The 14,384-nt window shown below is 36.3% G+C and carries 15 protein-coding genes; 10 read left to right on the top strand and 5 right to left on the bottom strand.

The features are described from left to right. Nucleotides 1-113: 113 nt before the first annotated feature. Together modB and modA are read right to left on the bottom strand one after the other, a co-directional pair. A complete protein-coding gene (gene modB, locus AO843_RS23205; protein ID WP_054613422.1) occupies nt 114-770 on the bottom strand; it encodes a molybdate ABC transporter permease subunit in 657 nt (218 codons plus the stop codon). Between the two features lie 3 nt (nt 771-773). Then, a complete protein-coding gene (gene modA, locus AO843_RS23200) occupies nt 774-1,559 on the bottom strand; it encodes a molybdate ABC transporter substrate-binding protein (protein ID WP_054613421.1) in 786 nt (261 codons plus the stop codon). Between the two features lie 159 nt (nt 1,560-1,718). Here modA and AO843_RS23195 point away from each other — a divergent pair, with 159 nt between their 5' ends. From AO843_RS23195 to AO843_RS24360, 8 genes are all read left to right on the top strand, one after another. Next, on the top strand, nt 1,719-2,639 hold the full coding sequence (locus tag AO843_RS23195) for a helix-turn-helix transcriptional regulator (protein WP_054613420.1): 921 nt from the start codon (nt 1,719-1,721) through the stop codon (nt 2,637-2,639). 247 nt (nt 2,640-2,886) lie between these two features. Then, nucleotides 2,887-3,489 (top strand): trimeric intracellular cation channel family protein, encoded by a 603-nt coding sequence (locus tag AO843_RS23190; protein ID WP_054613419.1) that lies wholly within the window; start codon nt 2,887-2,889, stop codon nt 3,487-3,489. 222 nt (nt 3,490-3,711) lie between these two features. Then, nucleotides 3,712-4,002: an SDR family NAD(P)-dependent oxidoreductase gene (locus AO843_RS24370; protein ID WP_082389580.1), complete on the top strand. Its 291-nt coding sequence runs from the start codon at nt 3,712-3,714 to the stop codon at nt 4,000-4,002. A gap of 216 nt (nt 4,003-4,218) precedes the next feature. Further along, entirely contained in the window at nt 4,219-4,800 is a 582-nt protein-coding gene (locus AO843_RS23185; protein WP_054613418.1) for a helix-turn-helix domain-containing protein, read from the top strand. A gap of 41 nt (nt 4,801-4,841) precedes the next feature. Continuing rightward, the gene (eutH, locus tag AO843_RS23180) at nt 4,842-5,957 is read left to right on the top strand and encodes an ethanolamine utilization protein EutH (RefSeq protein ID WP_054613417.1); all 1,116 of its coding nucleotides are present in this window, start codon (nt 4,842-4,844) and stop codon (nt 5,955-5,957) included. Continuing rightward, complete coding sequence (locus AO843_RS23175; RefSeq protein ID WP_054613416.1) at nt 5,947-7,725, top strand: aminopeptidase P family protein; 1,779 nt, start codon at nt 5,947-5,949, stop codon at nt 7,723-7,725. The genes eutH and AO843_RS23175 overlap by 11 nt, the downstream gene beginning before the upstream one ends. 182 nt (nt 7,726-7,907) lie before the next feature. Further along, nucleotides 7,908-8,087, top strand: coding sequence for a cation:dicarboxylate symporter family transporter (locus tag AO843_RS25305; RefSeq protein WP_231630242.1), 180 nt, complete (start codon nt 7,908-7,910; stop codon nt 8,085-8,087). A gap of 240 nt (nt 8,088-8,327) precedes the next feature. After that, entirely contained in the window at nt 8,328-8,711 is a 384-nt protein-coding gene (locus AO843_RS24360) for an SIR2 family NAD-dependent protein deacylase (protein ID WP_255350400.1), read from the top strand. A 28-nt stretch (nt 8,712-8,739) separates the two neighbouring features. Here AO843_RS24360 and AO843_RS23165 read toward each other — a convergent pair whose 3' ends face one another. From AO843_RS23165 to crcB, 3 genes are read right to left on the bottom strand one after another with little or no spacing between them, the layout of a single operon-like run. Then, the gene (locus AO843_RS23165) at nt 8,740-9,096 is read right to left on the bottom strand and encodes a hypothetical protein (RefSeq protein ID WP_231630241.1); all 357 of its coding nucleotides are present in this window, start codon (nt 9,094-9,096) and stop codon (nt 8,740-8,742) included. 6 nt (nt 9,097-9,102) lie between these two features. Further along, nucleotides 9,103-9,432 (bottom strand): fluoride efflux transporter FluC, encoded by a 330-nt coding sequence (locus AO843_RS23160; RefSeq protein ID WP_054613413.1) that lies wholly within the window; start codon nt 9,430-9,432, stop codon nt 9,103-9,105. Next, the gene (crcB, locus tag AO843_RS24355; RefSeq protein ID WP_082389579.1) at nt 9,429-9,791 is read right to left on the bottom strand and encodes a fluoride efflux transporter CrcB; all 363 of its coding nucleotides are present in this window, start codon (nt 9,789-9,791) and stop codon (nt 9,429-9,431) included. The genes AO843_RS23160 and crcB overlap by 4 nt, the downstream gene beginning before the upstream one ends. Nucleotides 9,792-10,813: 1,022 nt before the next feature. On the opposite strand from crcB, the gene AO843_RS23150 reads away from it, so the two are divergent. Together AO843_RS23150 and AO843_RS23145 are read left to right on the top strand one after the other, a co-directional pair. After that, on the top strand, nt 10,814-12,556 hold the full coding sequence (locus AO843_RS23150) for an ABC transporter ATP-binding protein (RefSeq protein WP_054613411.1): 1,743 nt from the start codon (nt 10,814-10,816) through the stop codon (nt 12,554-12,556). Further along, nucleotides 12,553-14,286: an ABC transporter ATP-binding protein gene (locus tag AO843_RS23145; protein ID WP_054613410.1), complete on the top strand. Its 1,734-nt coding sequence runs from the start codon at nt 12,553-12,555 to the stop codon at nt 14,284-14,286. Before AO843_RS23150 ends, AO843_RS23145 begins: the two co-directional genes overlap by 4 nt. Nucleotides 14,287-14,384: the final 98 nt, after the last annotated feature.

Here is a 14,384-nt window from a genome sequence, read left to right as displayed (position 1 = left end):
GTATTCAATTGAAATTAAACAACCAGTCTCCAATTAATTATCGGAAACTGGTTGGGTGATGCTTTTTTGAGACTGTCTCACTAATGGGGTTCAGTCCCAACCAACTATCTCTTTTATACTTTTAGGATATGAATGCTAAGAAGCATAAGGAAGGAAATAGCCATCATGCACAAAACCCATGTCCAGGCAAGGGTCATGTTACCCGCATCAATGGCCATATAAATTGCCAGCGGGGTTGTTTGTGTTTTCCCTGGAATGTTACCCGCAAACATTAAGGTAGCCCCAAACTCACCTAAAGCGCGTGTGAAGCTCAAAATGCCTCCAGAAACAAGTGACTTTAATGCAAGAGGAATAGAAACGTACATAAAGATTTGCCATTCTTTTGCTCCATCCACACGTGCTGCATTTTCAATATCACGATCAACAGAGGCAAAGCCAGTTTTGGCCGATTGATACATTAATGGAAAAGCTACAATGGTAGAGGCGATGACGGCCGCCCACCATGTGAACATGACAGGCTGATCAAAAAGCCAGATAATCAGATTTCCTAATAGACTATTCTTCCCAAAGATGACGATAAGGAGGAAACCTACTACAGTTGGAGGTAATACTAAGGGCAATAGCAACATCGTTTCAAGGAATAATTTCCCCTTAAAATGATGGGTCGCCATCCACTTGCCCATTAAAATACCTGCCATAATAGCAATGATACCTGCGACAAAGGCAATCTCAATCGAAAGCCTAAGCGGAGACCAAAAATCGGCACCCATCCTTTATTGAGCTCCTTTAAACCCATACTTTTTAAAGACATTCATGGCATCATCACTTTGTAAAAAATGATAAAAATCTTCAGCCTCTTGTACATGTTTACTATTTTTGATGACACCTACAGGATAGATAATTGGTGTGTGTGTTTGATCATCTGCTGTCGCAACGACTTCGACTTTGTCTGATACAAGAGCATCCGTTTTATAAACAATTCCTGCATCTACATTTTCCGTTTCACTATAAGTAAGTACTTGACGTACGTCTTTTGTATACACTACTTTGGATTCAAGTGACTCCCAGAGTTGCATATTTTTTAACGTTTCCACACCGTATTGTCCAGCAGGAACAGTTTCGGGTGTACCAAGTGCGATTTTTCCCGCTTGTTTTAAATCTTCAAACGATTGGATATGTTTTTCATTGTTCTTAGGAACGATTAATACTAATTCATTTGCTAAAAGATCCATCCCTTGTTTCGGATCAATCATTTCTTTTTCTACCAGAGCATCGAATTTATCTTCTGCTGCAGAAAAGAAAAGATCTGCAGGAGCCCCCTGTAAAATTTGTTGCTGTAATGCACCTGAACCACCAAAGTTATAGAGGATTTTGATTGTATTGTGTTCTTTTTCATAAGTTGATTTCAATTCTTCTAAGGCATCTTGTAAACTAGCAGCCGCAGAAATTGTTAATTCCACTTGTTCTTTTGCTTGGGGCTCTTTTTCTTGGTCACCACAAGCTGTTAATAGGCCAACTAGTAATAGCAAGGTTGCGAAGAAACTATAAAATTTTTTCACTTTGATTTTACTCCTTTTATAACTCGTTATAACAAGACATAACTAATTATAATAAGTTATAAGTGAAAAAGAAACCTGTAATTGGTAGAAAATTTCAAGATGTTCACGTGTATATAAATAAGTTACCATGTAAGAAGAGGCTTATAGGAGGAGAATGATATGTCACAAGAACAATCCTATACAATTGAAGAGGTAGCGCAATTATTAAAAGTATCAAAATTAACAGTGTATGATTTAGTGAAAAAAGGAGATTTGCCTGTTTTTCGAGTAGGGCGTCAAATGCGGGTAGATCGTGCTGATTTACAAGGCTATATACAAAAACGGAAGACGGGTAGTGCCCTATCGATGCCAGCAGCAGCTACTCAAATGAAACATCACTCAAAAATTATTATTAGTGGGCAAGATTTAGTGTTAGATTTATTGGCAAAATATATGGAGAAAAGACAATTTATTAAAGTATTGCGGTCACATGAAGGTAGTTTTAATGGTGTCATGGCGTTGTATAATGGAGAATGTGATATTGCCAGTTTACATATGTATGATGGTGATACAGGAGACTATAATACACCTTATGTAAAAAAGATTTTAGTGAGCCATCCTTTTTTGCTCCTCAATGTAGTATCCCGTAGAGCAGGTTTCTATGTTCAACAAGGAAATCCACTGCAAATAGAATCATTTAAAGATTTTCAGTCAAAATCATTTACAATGATCAATCGTGAGAAAGGCTCGGGTGCTCGTATTTTATTAGATGAACAATTGCGCATTCATCACATAGCCCCATCTTCGATTGACGGGTATGACAAGGAAGAAATGAGCCATCTCGATGTGGCTTCCGCTGTAGCAAATGGACACGCAGATGTTGGAATAGGGATAGAAAAAATCGCCAAACTTGTTGATGTCGATTTTATCCCTATAGTCAGCGAGCGTTATGACATTGTGTTATTAAAAACGCCTGAAAATAAGTCACTAATTAATACGGTGAAAGAGATTTTAACTTCTCCATATTTTCAATCAGAAGTAACCGCACTAGGAAATTATGATGTATCTCAAATGGGTCAGGTCATCTATGAAACAATGTAACTAATATTATAGTTTGAATTTCTAAGCTACATCCATTACAATTATCAATTATATTAGAAATTTCATGGCCGTTGTGTTAGATCAACATTGCAGAACTTCTATGAAATTTTGAACGAAGATTTGGTGAGATGGATAATTTAGTAGGTAAAACTGCTAGAATATTAGCCCACCATAAAATAGCTTGCGTGAAGAATGCGCAACTATTTTATGGTGGGCTTTTTTATGTAGACAAAAGGAGTTGGGTCATATGACTTGGTCAGTATTACACATTATTGGCATTATTGCTTATGCAATAAGTGGCGCATTTGTCGCCTTACAGGCCAGATATTCATTTATAGGAATATTTGTGCTAGGTCTCACAACCTCTTATGGCGGTTCCATTATTCGCAATGTAGTGCTCGATATACCTGTGTCCAATATATGGGAGCGACAATCATTACTAGTCGTGTTAGTTACGCTAACGACCATTTTATTTGTCAAAAGAAATTGGATTCATCACTGGAATCGTTGGGGGTATTTCTTTGATTCAATCGGTCTTGCTTCTTTCGCTATACAGGGTGGTTTGTTAGCCAAAAGCTTGGATCACGATCTTGGTATCATTATTATAGCTTCTATGTTTACAGGTGTTGGCGGAGGCATGATTCGAGATTTGTTAGCTGGTAGAACGCCACTTGCATTAAGAGAAGAGATCCATGCCGTCCTAACTTTTTTATGTGGGATTTGTATATGGGCAGGGTGGAGCAGCCCGCTTGAATTGTCAGTTATCGTTATTTTCATTGTAATCATACGAATGTTATCTGTGAATAATAAATTGAAGTTTCCTACTAAACAATCTTCCAAAAATGGTTAAATTCGATCACCATTCACAGGAAAAACAAGCTCATTGTCGAAGTAGTTGTAGATAGCTGTTTCAAGACTTAACGATGAATAGAGGAATGACAAAATGACAATCGAACGTTTAGGAGAGTGGTTACAATCCTTAAGGAAGCTTCTGTTGTACACCTTCTTCATAATTGTTACGAAAGAAATATTAATGGAGAAAAATTAAATCATTATCATTATCTTTTAAAGAATCATCTCGGGAGGATTAATCATTCAAGATTTAAGGGAAGCAAGTTCAGGTATTGGGCGTGCACCAGCTGAATTACTTGCATTAAAGGGAGCAAAAATCGTCGGAAACTTCCGTTCGAATGAGAAAAGTGCATTTGAAGTGGTAAACCATATTCAAAAAATAGGCGGAGAAGCCATAGCTATTGAAGCTGACGTTACAATTAAAGAACAAGTTAATGCACTGGTTGAACAAGCCATTAATTTGCTTGGGCGAGCTATTGGTACTTTAGTTGAGCAAGGCACAATAAGATAACATTTTTTCGTATTTAACAATTTAGGCGCATAGATCTAATAGATCAAGCGTCTTTTTTTGTGCTAGTGGATGTAACTATGCGGGCTTTTCTCTAGAGAATATATGATAATGTCTGATGAAATTAATTTCATAATTATGAAATTAATTTCATTAGACATTGTTTATTGCTATAAAATGAATTATATTATTCACGAAGATGAAATTTGAGGTGAAATGATGAATATTGGAATGGAAATAAAGAAATTGAGGACTGAAAAAGGTATTACTTTGAAAGAGTTAAGTGAAAAAAGTGAACTATCTGTTGGATTTATTTCTCAATTAGAAAGAGGACTTACTACCATAGCGGTTGATTCACTTGAAAAATTAGCTGATACTTTGGGGGTGCATTTAACACATTTTTTCGACTATCCACTTAAAAGGAAAGATGTGGTTTTAAGAAGTTATGAACAAGAAATAATGGATTCGGTAGAAGGAGGTTTTATTAAGTATAGTTTAAGTACAGATTTGGAAAATAAACAACTTGTTCCAAGGCTTATAGAAATTCTTCCTCAAAAGAAAGATGAAGAAATATTATCCTATAAGCATGAGGGAGAAGAGTTCATTTATGTTTTAGAGGGTATATTAACAGTTTACATAAATGATAAGAGGCATGAAGTATATCCTGGCGATAGTATTCATATGGAATCAAGTATTGCACACAATTGGGCTAATTACACTAATAAAAAGGTCAAGCTTATAGCTGTTAATACGCCTAATTATATTTACAATAGAGGGTCTGATAATACAGATGCTGACTAGTAAAGACATTATACAAAGTTAATAGAAAGTGATAAATAACAATGGATAAATTAATACTATATCTAATTGGGTCTTTTTTTGTAATTGGAGCTATTGATTATATTACCGGGAATCATTTGAAACTGGGTGGGAAATTTGAAGAAGGCATAAAGACTATGGGGACTTTAGGGCTTGGGATGATAGGGATAATTTCTTTAGTTCCTATATTTACAAATTTTTTATCTGTTGTGATTATTCCAATCTGTAGCGTTTTTCGTCTAGATCCCTCTATAGTTCCAGCAACATTTTTAGCTGTAGATATGGGTGGCTATCAAATGGCTAATCAGCTAGCATTGACAGAAGAAATGGGAGCATTTTCAGGAATTATCATTGCCTCTACTTTAGGAGCCACAATCAGTTTTTCAATACCTGTCGCGTTAGGGATGCTCTCTAAAGAGGATGAAAAATATTTTTCTAAGGGTGTGTTGGTTGGAATTATTACCATACCAATAGGATGTCTGGTAGCTGGCTTATGGCAAAAAATAAATATCAATATATTAGTGTTGAATCTGGTACCTATATTTGTTTTTGCCATTATTTTAGGGGCAGGATTATTAAAAGTTCCTCACGTTTTTATAAAAGTTTTTAATTTATTTGGAAAGCTTATAGTGAGTTTAAGTACTGTCGGATTACTTTTACAAGGAATAGATGTGATATTTGATGTAAGGCTTGTCTCAGGATTAACACCACTATCTGAATCTACTGTTATAGTAGCCAAGATCGCATTTGTTCTAGGTGGAGCATATCCTATGCTAGCACTTATTAATCGGATTTTTAAAAATAGTTTTGAAAAAATTGGGAAGAAGTTTGGAATTAATTCGATGTCTGTAGCAGGGATTTTAGGAAGTTTAGCTAGTAATCTGTTGATATTTGGAACATATAAGGAAATGAATCCTAAAGGAAAAGTGGTATGTACTGCCTTTGGAGTAAGTGGAGCATTTGTATTTGGTGGTCAACTTGGATTTGTGTCAGGAGTAGCACCAGATATGATAGGAGCATTTATAATATCAAAGCTTACAGCCGGGATAATTAGTATAGTACTAGCTGTATGGCTGTATGACCGTGAAAGTAAAGAATTTAGTCTTATAGAAAATGGAGGTATTAGTAATGAATATTAGAGATAGGGTCGAAAAGTTAAGGCAGCTCATGAAAGAAAATCAAATGGATGCTTATATAATTCCCAGTTTTGATGCACATCAGAGTGAATATGTAGCAGAACATTGGAAATGTAGACAATGGATATCAGGATTTACAGGGTCCGCAGGTACTGTAGTTATTACATTAGAGGATGCTGGGTTATGGACAGATGGTAGATACTATATTCAAGCTGAAAAGCAGCTTGAGGACTCAGGAATCAGATTATTTAGAATGATGGATCCAGGGGTACCATTTTATTCAGAATGGCTAACGGATGTTCTTAAAGAAGAAAGCATTGTGGGCTTTGATGGAAATGTTTTTTCAATTAATATGGTAAAAAAGATGGAAAAAGATCTAAAGGCAAAGAGAATCGAATTAAAAATGAATCAAGATTTAATTGGTGATCTGTGGAAAGATAGACCGGAGATTCCTAAAGGACCAATGTTTACTCATGAAGTAAAATATGCAGGCAAATCAAGAGTAGAAAAATTAAATGAAGTAAGAGAAGAAATGAAAAATAAAGGAGCAAATTATTATATTCTAACTTCCCTTGATGACATTGCATGGCTTTTGAATATAAGAGGGAACGATGTGCCTAACAATCCAATTGTAATAGCTAATGTAATCGTAGCAGAACATAAATGTTATTTATTTATTGATTCTTGCAAGGTTCCCCATTTGGTTAAATTAGAACTAGAGGCTGAAGGAATCGAGTTAAAAGCGAATCATGAAATACAAACATTCTTGGAAAATCTTTCAGGCGGAGATGCCATCATTTTAGATACGAATAAAACAAATATCAACTTATATAATGCTATTAACAGTAATACAAAGAAAATTGAAAGTCCTAACATCACGACTAATTTAAAAGCTATTAAAAATGAAGTTGAGATAAAAAATTTAAAATGGTGTGAAATAAAAGATGGTTTAGCCATGGTGAAATTTATAAAATGGCTTAAAAGCGCTGTAGACAAAGAAGAAATTACAGAGATTACTGCCGAAGAAAGATTAGAAGATTTCAGAAGGGGGCAGGAAGGATTTGTTGGACCTAGCTTTGATACGATAGCAGGTTATAAAGAACATGCTGCAATGATGCATTATAAAGCTAATAAATATAATCAATTTACGCTCAAGAATGAAGGTCTTTTTTTAATTGATTCAGGTGGACAGTATTATGATGGAACAACTGATATTACAAGAACGATTGTTTTAGGAAAACTTACCGATGAACAAAAAAGAGATTTTACTTTGGTGTTAAAAGGGTTTATTGCATTAAGCTCAGTAAAATATTTATATGGAGCAACAGGCTCAAACTTAGATGTTTTAGCAAGACAACCAATTTGGCAGTATGGCATGGACTATAAATGCGGGACTGGACATGGGGTAGGTTTTTTCTTAAATGTTCATGAAGGACCTCAAAGCATAAGGAATGATAATAATAATGTTATATTAGAAAAAAGCATGATTATTACAAATGAACCGGGAATATACCTCGAAGGCAAATATGGAATTAGAATTGAAAATATGATGTTAGTAGTTGAAGACGAGAAAACAGAGTTTGGTCAATTTATGAAGTTTGAAGCAATCACGTATTGCCCTATTGATTTAGCCGGTATAAATAAAGAGATGTTAACAGAGAGCGAAATGAAATGGTTAAACAATTATCATCAAGAGGTATACACAAAGCTAGTTCCTTATTTAAATGAAGAAGAGAGAGTATGGCTAAGGGAAGAAACTAGGGAAATATAAATAGATATTGCTGAATACAAGTAATATTTATCTACTTAAAGTATAAAATCAAAGGGCTTTATGCAGATTTCTTTAAAGTACAAGTAGAAATTACAAAAGAGACATATGGGTTAAATGGAATTTTAGGTGTTTACTTTAATAATAAATTGGATCTAATCATGGTTTAAATCGAGGCATGTAGCATGCTTGTAGCAGCGAGTACAACATCGAGTAGTGCAACACTGCCAGCCTCTATGGAAGTAGCAAGAGATGTGCTTAAAGTTCCAGAAAGTATATATGGTTTTACATTGCCACTAGGCATAACATTAAATAATGAATGGTTTAGCATCAACTCTAGGTGTATTATCTGTATTTGCCGCTAACTTATATGGGCTTCCAATTATTTTTAATATGATTTTACAAGCGACTTTTTTAGGCGTGATTCTTGCGATGGCTGTGCTGGTGTCATAGGAGCGGATGTGATTACAGCATCCTTGTTACTGTGGAAGATACCAAATATGTTGTAAGCAGCGCCGCATGAAGGTCATCATATTTTAGCGGACTGAAAACAAAGAGGAATCGTGTCATTAGTGGCTACTCAACATGTAGATGGCTTGCACTAAATAGCCGGAAGTCAAAAGGTAGAGGAATTACACTGCTCTATACGTTCCATACGTTGTCATCGTAGCCAGCAAGCTGCTTCAATAGATGACTTTATGAGGAAAGCTAGTTGCTCACATTGCAGTAGTAAATTACGTCCGAATGTCGTGCTTTTGGGCGAAAGCTTACCACAAACAAGCTGGCATAAATACATAGGGGCCATACAAAGAGCCGAGCTTGTCCTAGTCATTGGAACGAGTCTCGAAGTATACCCAGTGAACCAACTGCCAATGATGACAAAAGGAAAAACCGTATATATAGATTTGGATACTTCACAGCATACAACGCCATTTGATTTAACAATCGAGGGCAAAATAAAAGAAGTGTTACAACAAATACCCATCTAAAAAGGCGCCCTTGCAAGCTAAGTGGCGCCTAAAACATTTGGGGTAAAAATTCTTTTATGAATCGTTGATTTTTCCGTAACCATATTTTTAAAATCATCCGATGTGTTAATAATCTATGCCGCTTATTGGGCCTTGCCTTTGCTTCAATTAAGCTTTGTAGTAGAATACAAGTTTCCGTTGCAAAAGCTTGGGGCTCTACGAGAACATCAAGCTTATAATCAATTAACTGTGCTGCTTGAACCTTTGCAAGTAGTTGAGCAAATTGTGTATTCATAGCAGCATAATTTTCTGCTAATTCTAGGTCGATAAGGGAATAGAGTGCTTGTTCAATTTCAAGTTCCAGTTCTTGAAGTAGCTCATTTGATGGCTGTGTCAATAATATCACCTCTTTTTACACTACTATATAACCAATAGCGGCAAACAGTATGCCAAAAAGTAAGGTACTAGCTATATAGCTTACTACTTGTCCCCATTTTTGCTGTTCAATCAGCTGTAACGATTCAAACCCAAAAGTCGAGAATGTTGTATAGGCTCCTAAGAAGCCTATGCCGATCAACTGCCATAACCAATCGCTCAGGTGTAGGGCAAAAACAAGACCAAGCGCAAAAGAACCTGTACAATTGATTATAAAAGTTGCCCATGGATAGGGATGGGCCAATAATTTACCTAAATAAAACCTTGAAATGGCGCCTAAAAATCCGCCAACCCCGACAAGAATCATGCCATTCGCCCCCTCGCTACGCGAATCCCCAGCCATGCGCAAAGTAAACCGCCTATAACACTTACGACTACATAGAGAATTGCTTGTAGCCACTCACTATGTTGAAGGAGTAGCAGTGTTTCTAAGGAGAATGTCGAATAGGTGGTAAATGCCCCGCAAAAGCCAGTGCCAATCCCTAGTACGATCGGTGTGCGCTTTGTAAAAGTAGTGAAAAGCCATGCTAAGCAGAAGCAGCCAAGTAAATTTATAAAAAGTGTTGTTGATGGAAATCCTCCTGAGTTTGGGACGGCAAGACTAAGGCTATACCGACAAACAGCTCCGAGAATTCCGCCAATCCCAACAGTGAAAAATGGTTTCAACGTAAAGACCCCTTACTAAAATGACTATATTGAAAAGTGTATCATGAGATGAAATTTTTAGAAATGTTTCGATGTTGGGAATTTATTAAATAGCGTTAGCAACATCTAAACTTCTAACAAAATGAACGATTGATGTCCCTAAATGATGTTTAACTACTTATATAGTTTATAGATAATACTATAGAAAGGAAAAATAACTAAGCAGAAACAATATAATATATAGATATAGTATATAAAGAAAATTTTTAAGTAGTATTATGTTGAATTATTGGCTTATAAAGAGTCGCTAGAAATACATCAAAACACCGTTTATGGATAATCCGTATACGGTTAAACCGGAAACGGAAAATCCACCACTACTAAGTAATAATTAACTAATTAATAAATTACTAAATAATAAATAAAATAATGATGATATATAGGCGTCTAGAAAGACAGAAGGTTGTTGAATGCAATGCTGTCCTAATTGATATGAGTAAGTTTTTTTCACTGTTTGTTCATTTCAGTCTTTAGGTTAATGTAAGCTATCAAAAATTATTGTAATGTAAAAAGCAATATACGACGAACATGCTTTCCTTTTGGGCCTTTGGTATAAAATTGTGTTTTAGTGCTTTAAAGCGCTAACTATTTCCCGGAAATGATAAAAAATAACAGGGTGATAGTTGACAAATATTTCTATAGTGTGATAACCTTCAAGAACACTATAAAAATAAACCAAAGGAGGGCATGACAATGTTAATTTTACCAGCATCATATTCAAACACAGCTACATACATTGTCTATGCCTAACGCTTATTTAAGATTGCACAAAAAGGCATGGATTTCATCCGGCCTTTAATAAGAGACACATGCTCTTTAGAGGGGTATGTGTCTTTTTTGGTGCCTAAAAAGGTTATAGTGAAAACCCAAAAAAGGAGTGTATGTTTATGCGAAACACAGTACGACGAATGATTTTCAAAAAGGAATTTCTAGAAAGTGGGTAGCAATGCCACAACAGCACGGAAGAAAGAAGGTAATAATGTATGTTTGACGTTTTAAGTAAATTAGGCTGGTTTTTTAAACAATACTGGAAACAATATACGATCGCGATTGTGCTACTGATGATTGCCAGTGGATTAGAGGTTGTTCCTCCATATTTACTGGGCTCGATTATCGATATATTGACGGCAGGGGAAATGACACCAGCTATTTTAACGAAGTATGTCTTTATTTTTGTCGGGATTATTATAGGGGGCTATCTGCTAAATTTTGTGTGGCAATTTCGACTATTTGAAGGGGCTATTAACCTTGAGAAAATTTTACGTCGAAATTTGATGCAGCATTTTTTACGAATGACCCCAACTTTTTATGAAAAAAATCGCACAGGGGATTTAATGGCTCGCGCAACAAATGACTTAAATGCAGTTTCCATGACCGCTGGGTTTGGGATTATGACGTTGATTGATTCAACGATTTATATGGGTTTTATCATTTTTGCGATGGGCTATATGATTTCGTGGAAGTTAACACTTTTTGCCATGTTACCAGTTCCTATCATGGCCATCCTCATTCAATATTTAGGGAAAATTGTTCATGAACGTTATATGAAAGCTCAGGATTCTTTTGGAGAATTGAACGATAGTGTCCTTGAATCTGTAGCAGGTGTGCGAGTGGTGCGTGCCTATGTGCAGGAAAAAAAAGATGAGGCTAATTTTGCGGATATGAGTGAAATCGTTTATGCGAAAAATATTCATACAGCTAAAATTAACGCTTTATTTGGCCCGATTACTAAAGTGGGTACAGGAATCAGCTATGTTGTTGCGCTTGGTTACGGCGCACATTTAGTGTCGACAGAGGCCATGACTGTTGGGCAACTTATCACATTTAATGTTTATTTAGGATTAGCTGTTTGGCCAATATTTGCCATTGGAGAGCTGATTAACGTCATGCAACAAGGGAATGCGTCACTGGATCGTGTGCAGGAAACATTAAACTACGAGGCGGATGTTCAAAATATTCCGAATCCACAAATGATTGCGACACCTAAAGCAATTGGTTTTGATGATTTAACATTCCAATATCCAATGAGCCAAGTGAAAAACCTACAACAAATTTCATTGTCCTTGAAAAAAGGCCAAACGCTTGGAATTGTTGGGAAGACAGGAGCGGGGAAAACAACCTTCCTTCGTCAATTATTAAGAGAATATCCAATCGGACAGGGACAGCTTTCCATTGATGGTATTGATATTACTGCTCAAACGAAGGAGCAGATTCTCGATTGGATTGGCTATGTGCCTCAAGATCATGTGTTATTCTCACGTACCATTCGTGAAAATATATTATTCGGGAAAGAAGATGCGACGCAAGCAGAATTGCAGCAGGCAATACGGGCGGCGTATTTTGAAAAGGATTTAGAAAATTTATCAATGGGTCTTGAAACACTTGTTGGTGAAAAAGGTGTATCTCTTTCGGGCGGTCAAAAGCAACGCGTATCCATTGCTCGTGCGCTAATTAAAGATCCTGAAATTTTAATGCTTGATGATTCATTGTCCGCTGTCGATGCGAAGACTGAAGCAAGAATTATTGAAAATATTCAGCGAGAACGTCATGGAAAAACAACGATTATTACCACGCACCGATTATCGGGTATTCAACATGCTGATGTTATTATCGTGTTGGATGATGGGCAAGTTGTTGAGCAAGGAACACATGAGAAACTTCTTTCACAACAAGGATGGTATAAAGAGCAATTTGACCGTCAGCAGCTAGAGGGAGGTGCCTCATGAGTACGAGTCAACGTTTAATGCGCTATGCAATGTATTTTAAAAAGCCGATATTACTAGGCTTATTTTTCCTAACAATTGCTGTATTTACAGAGCTTGTTGGGCCATTCATTGCTAAACATATTATTGATAATTACATGACGATTGGTCATATTGAAATTAAACCGATTACATGGTTACTAATCGTTTATTTACTATTAGCCATTGCTACAGCGATTTTACGCTATTTTATGTATATTTATTTACAAATTGGTGCTAATCGCGTTGTTCAAAAATTACGTAAAGATGTGTTTGAGCATATTCAAACATTACCGATCCAGTACTTTGACAATTTACCAGCAGGCAAAATTGTTGCCCGTGTAACGAACGATACAGAGGCAGTTCGGAATTTATATGTACAGGTACTGTCCAATTTTGTGACGAGCTTCATCTCCATCTTTGGCGTATATATAGCACTCTTTATTTTAAATTGGAAAATGGCTATGCTTGCTCTAACGATGATTCCTATTGTGTATATATGGATGATTTTGTATCGGAAATTTGCTTCCAAATATAATGATGTCATCCGTACAAAAATTGCCGATATCAATGCCATGATTAATGAATCTATTCAAGGTATGACGATTATTCAGGCATTCCGTCGTGAGCAACAAATGACGAAGGAATTTGATGATATGAATAATGAGCACTACGCTTATGAACGCAAGCTATTGGTGCTTGATTCAGCGACTTCCTTTAACCTTGTCAATACATTAAGAATGATTATGTTTACGGTCTTTATTATCTATTTTGGTACACAGTCATATACAGCAACTGAGGTGATTTCAGCAGGTACCTTATATGCGTTTGTTGATTATTTAACTAAGCTATTTAATCCGATTACGAATATCGTTAATCAATTTTCACAGCTTGAACGTTCACTTATTGCAGGGAAACGTGTCTTTGAAGTGCTAGATACGGATGGTGAACCTGTCTCAGAAAAAAGTTTACCAAGGTATAAGGGGAATGTGCTATTCGAAGATGTTTCTTTTGCCTATAAGGATAATGAATATGTACTAAAAAATCTTTCATTCGAGGCCCATCAAGGCGAAACTATCGCCCTAGTTGGTCATACAGGCTCAGGGAAAAGTTCGATTATGAACTTACTTTTCCGCTTCTATGATCCGTCGAAAGGGAAAATTACCATTGATGGCATTGATATCACATCTGTTCCTCGCCAAACGATGCGGGAGCATATGGGAATTGTGCTTCAAGACCCTTACTTGTTTACGGGAACCATTGCCTCAAATGTTAGCTTAAATAACCCAAATATCTCTCCAGAAAAAATCGAGGCCTCTTTAAATGCTGTAGGGGGAGAACGTGTTTTAGCGAACTTACCAAATGGTTATGATGAGCCTGTGATTGAGAAGGGGAGTACATTATCTTCAGGACAACGTCAACTCATTTCCTTTGCACGAGCTCTAGCCTTCGATCCAGCGATTTTAATACTGGATGAAGCAACATCCAATATTGATACAGAGACAGAGGAAATTATTCAGCATGCAATGGATGTCCTAAAAAAAGGACGTACAACGTTTATTATTGCCCATCGACTTTCTACAATTAAAAACGCAGATCGTATCCTTGTGTTAGATCGAGGGAAAATTGTCGAGAATGGCACACATGATGAATTGCTGGCAGTTGGCGGAATTTATGAAAAGATGTATCAAATGCAAGCTAATTCCTTACAGTAATATAGATGAAAAAAGCCCCGCTTATACGGCACTGACTGTCGTTTTTGAGACAGTAAGAAAACACCTTTTAAACAGCCAATTGTCGGTATTTAACGGGC

It is taken from the genome of Lysinibacillus sp. ZYM-1 (genome assembly GCF_001308875.1).
Classification (GTDB): Bacteria; Bacillota; Bacilli; order Bacillales_A; family Planococcaceae; genus Lysinibacillus.
This window is presented reverse-complemented; position numbering and strand designations above follow the sequence as displayed.

Coding starts and splice junctions, on each gene's coding strand:
- AO843_RS23175 (WP_054613416.1), top strand. CDS start 5,947: ATGAATATTAGAGATAGGGTCGAAAAGTTAAGGCAGCTCATGAAAGAA.
- AO843_RS23195 (WP_054613420.1), top strand. CDS start 1,719: ATGTCACAAGAACAATCCTATACAATTGAAGAGGTAGCGCAATTATTA.
- AO843_RS23190 (WP_054613419.1), top strand. CDS start 2,887: ATGACTTGGTCAGTATTACACATTATTGGCATTATTGCTTATGCAATA.
- AO843_RS25305 (WP_231630242.1), top strand. CDS start 7,908: ATGCTTGTAGCAGCGAGTACAACATCGAGTAGTGCAACACTGCCAGCC.
- AO843_RS23145 (WP_054613410.1), top strand. CDS start 12,553: ATGAGTACGAGTCAACGTTTAATGCGCTATGCAATGTATTTTAAAAAG.
- AO843_RS23160 (WP_054613413.1), bottom strand. CDS start 9,432: ATGATTCTTGTCGGGGTTGGCGGATTTTTAGGCGCCATTTCAAGGTTT.
- AO843_RS23185 (WP_054613418.1), top strand. CDS start 4,219: ATGAATATTGGAATGGAAATAAAGAAATTGAGGACTGAAAAAGGTATT.
- modB (WP_054613422.1), bottom strand. CDS start 770: ATGGGTGCCGATTTTTGGTCTCCGCTTAGGCTTTCGATTGAGATTGCC.
- eutH (WP_054613417.1), top strand. CDS start 4,842: ATGGATAAATTAATACTATATCTAATTGGGTCTTTTTTTGTAATTGGA.
- AO843_RS23150 (WP_054613411.1), top strand. CDS start 10,814: ATGTTTGACGTTTTAAGTAAATTAGGCTGGTTTTTTAAACAATACTGG.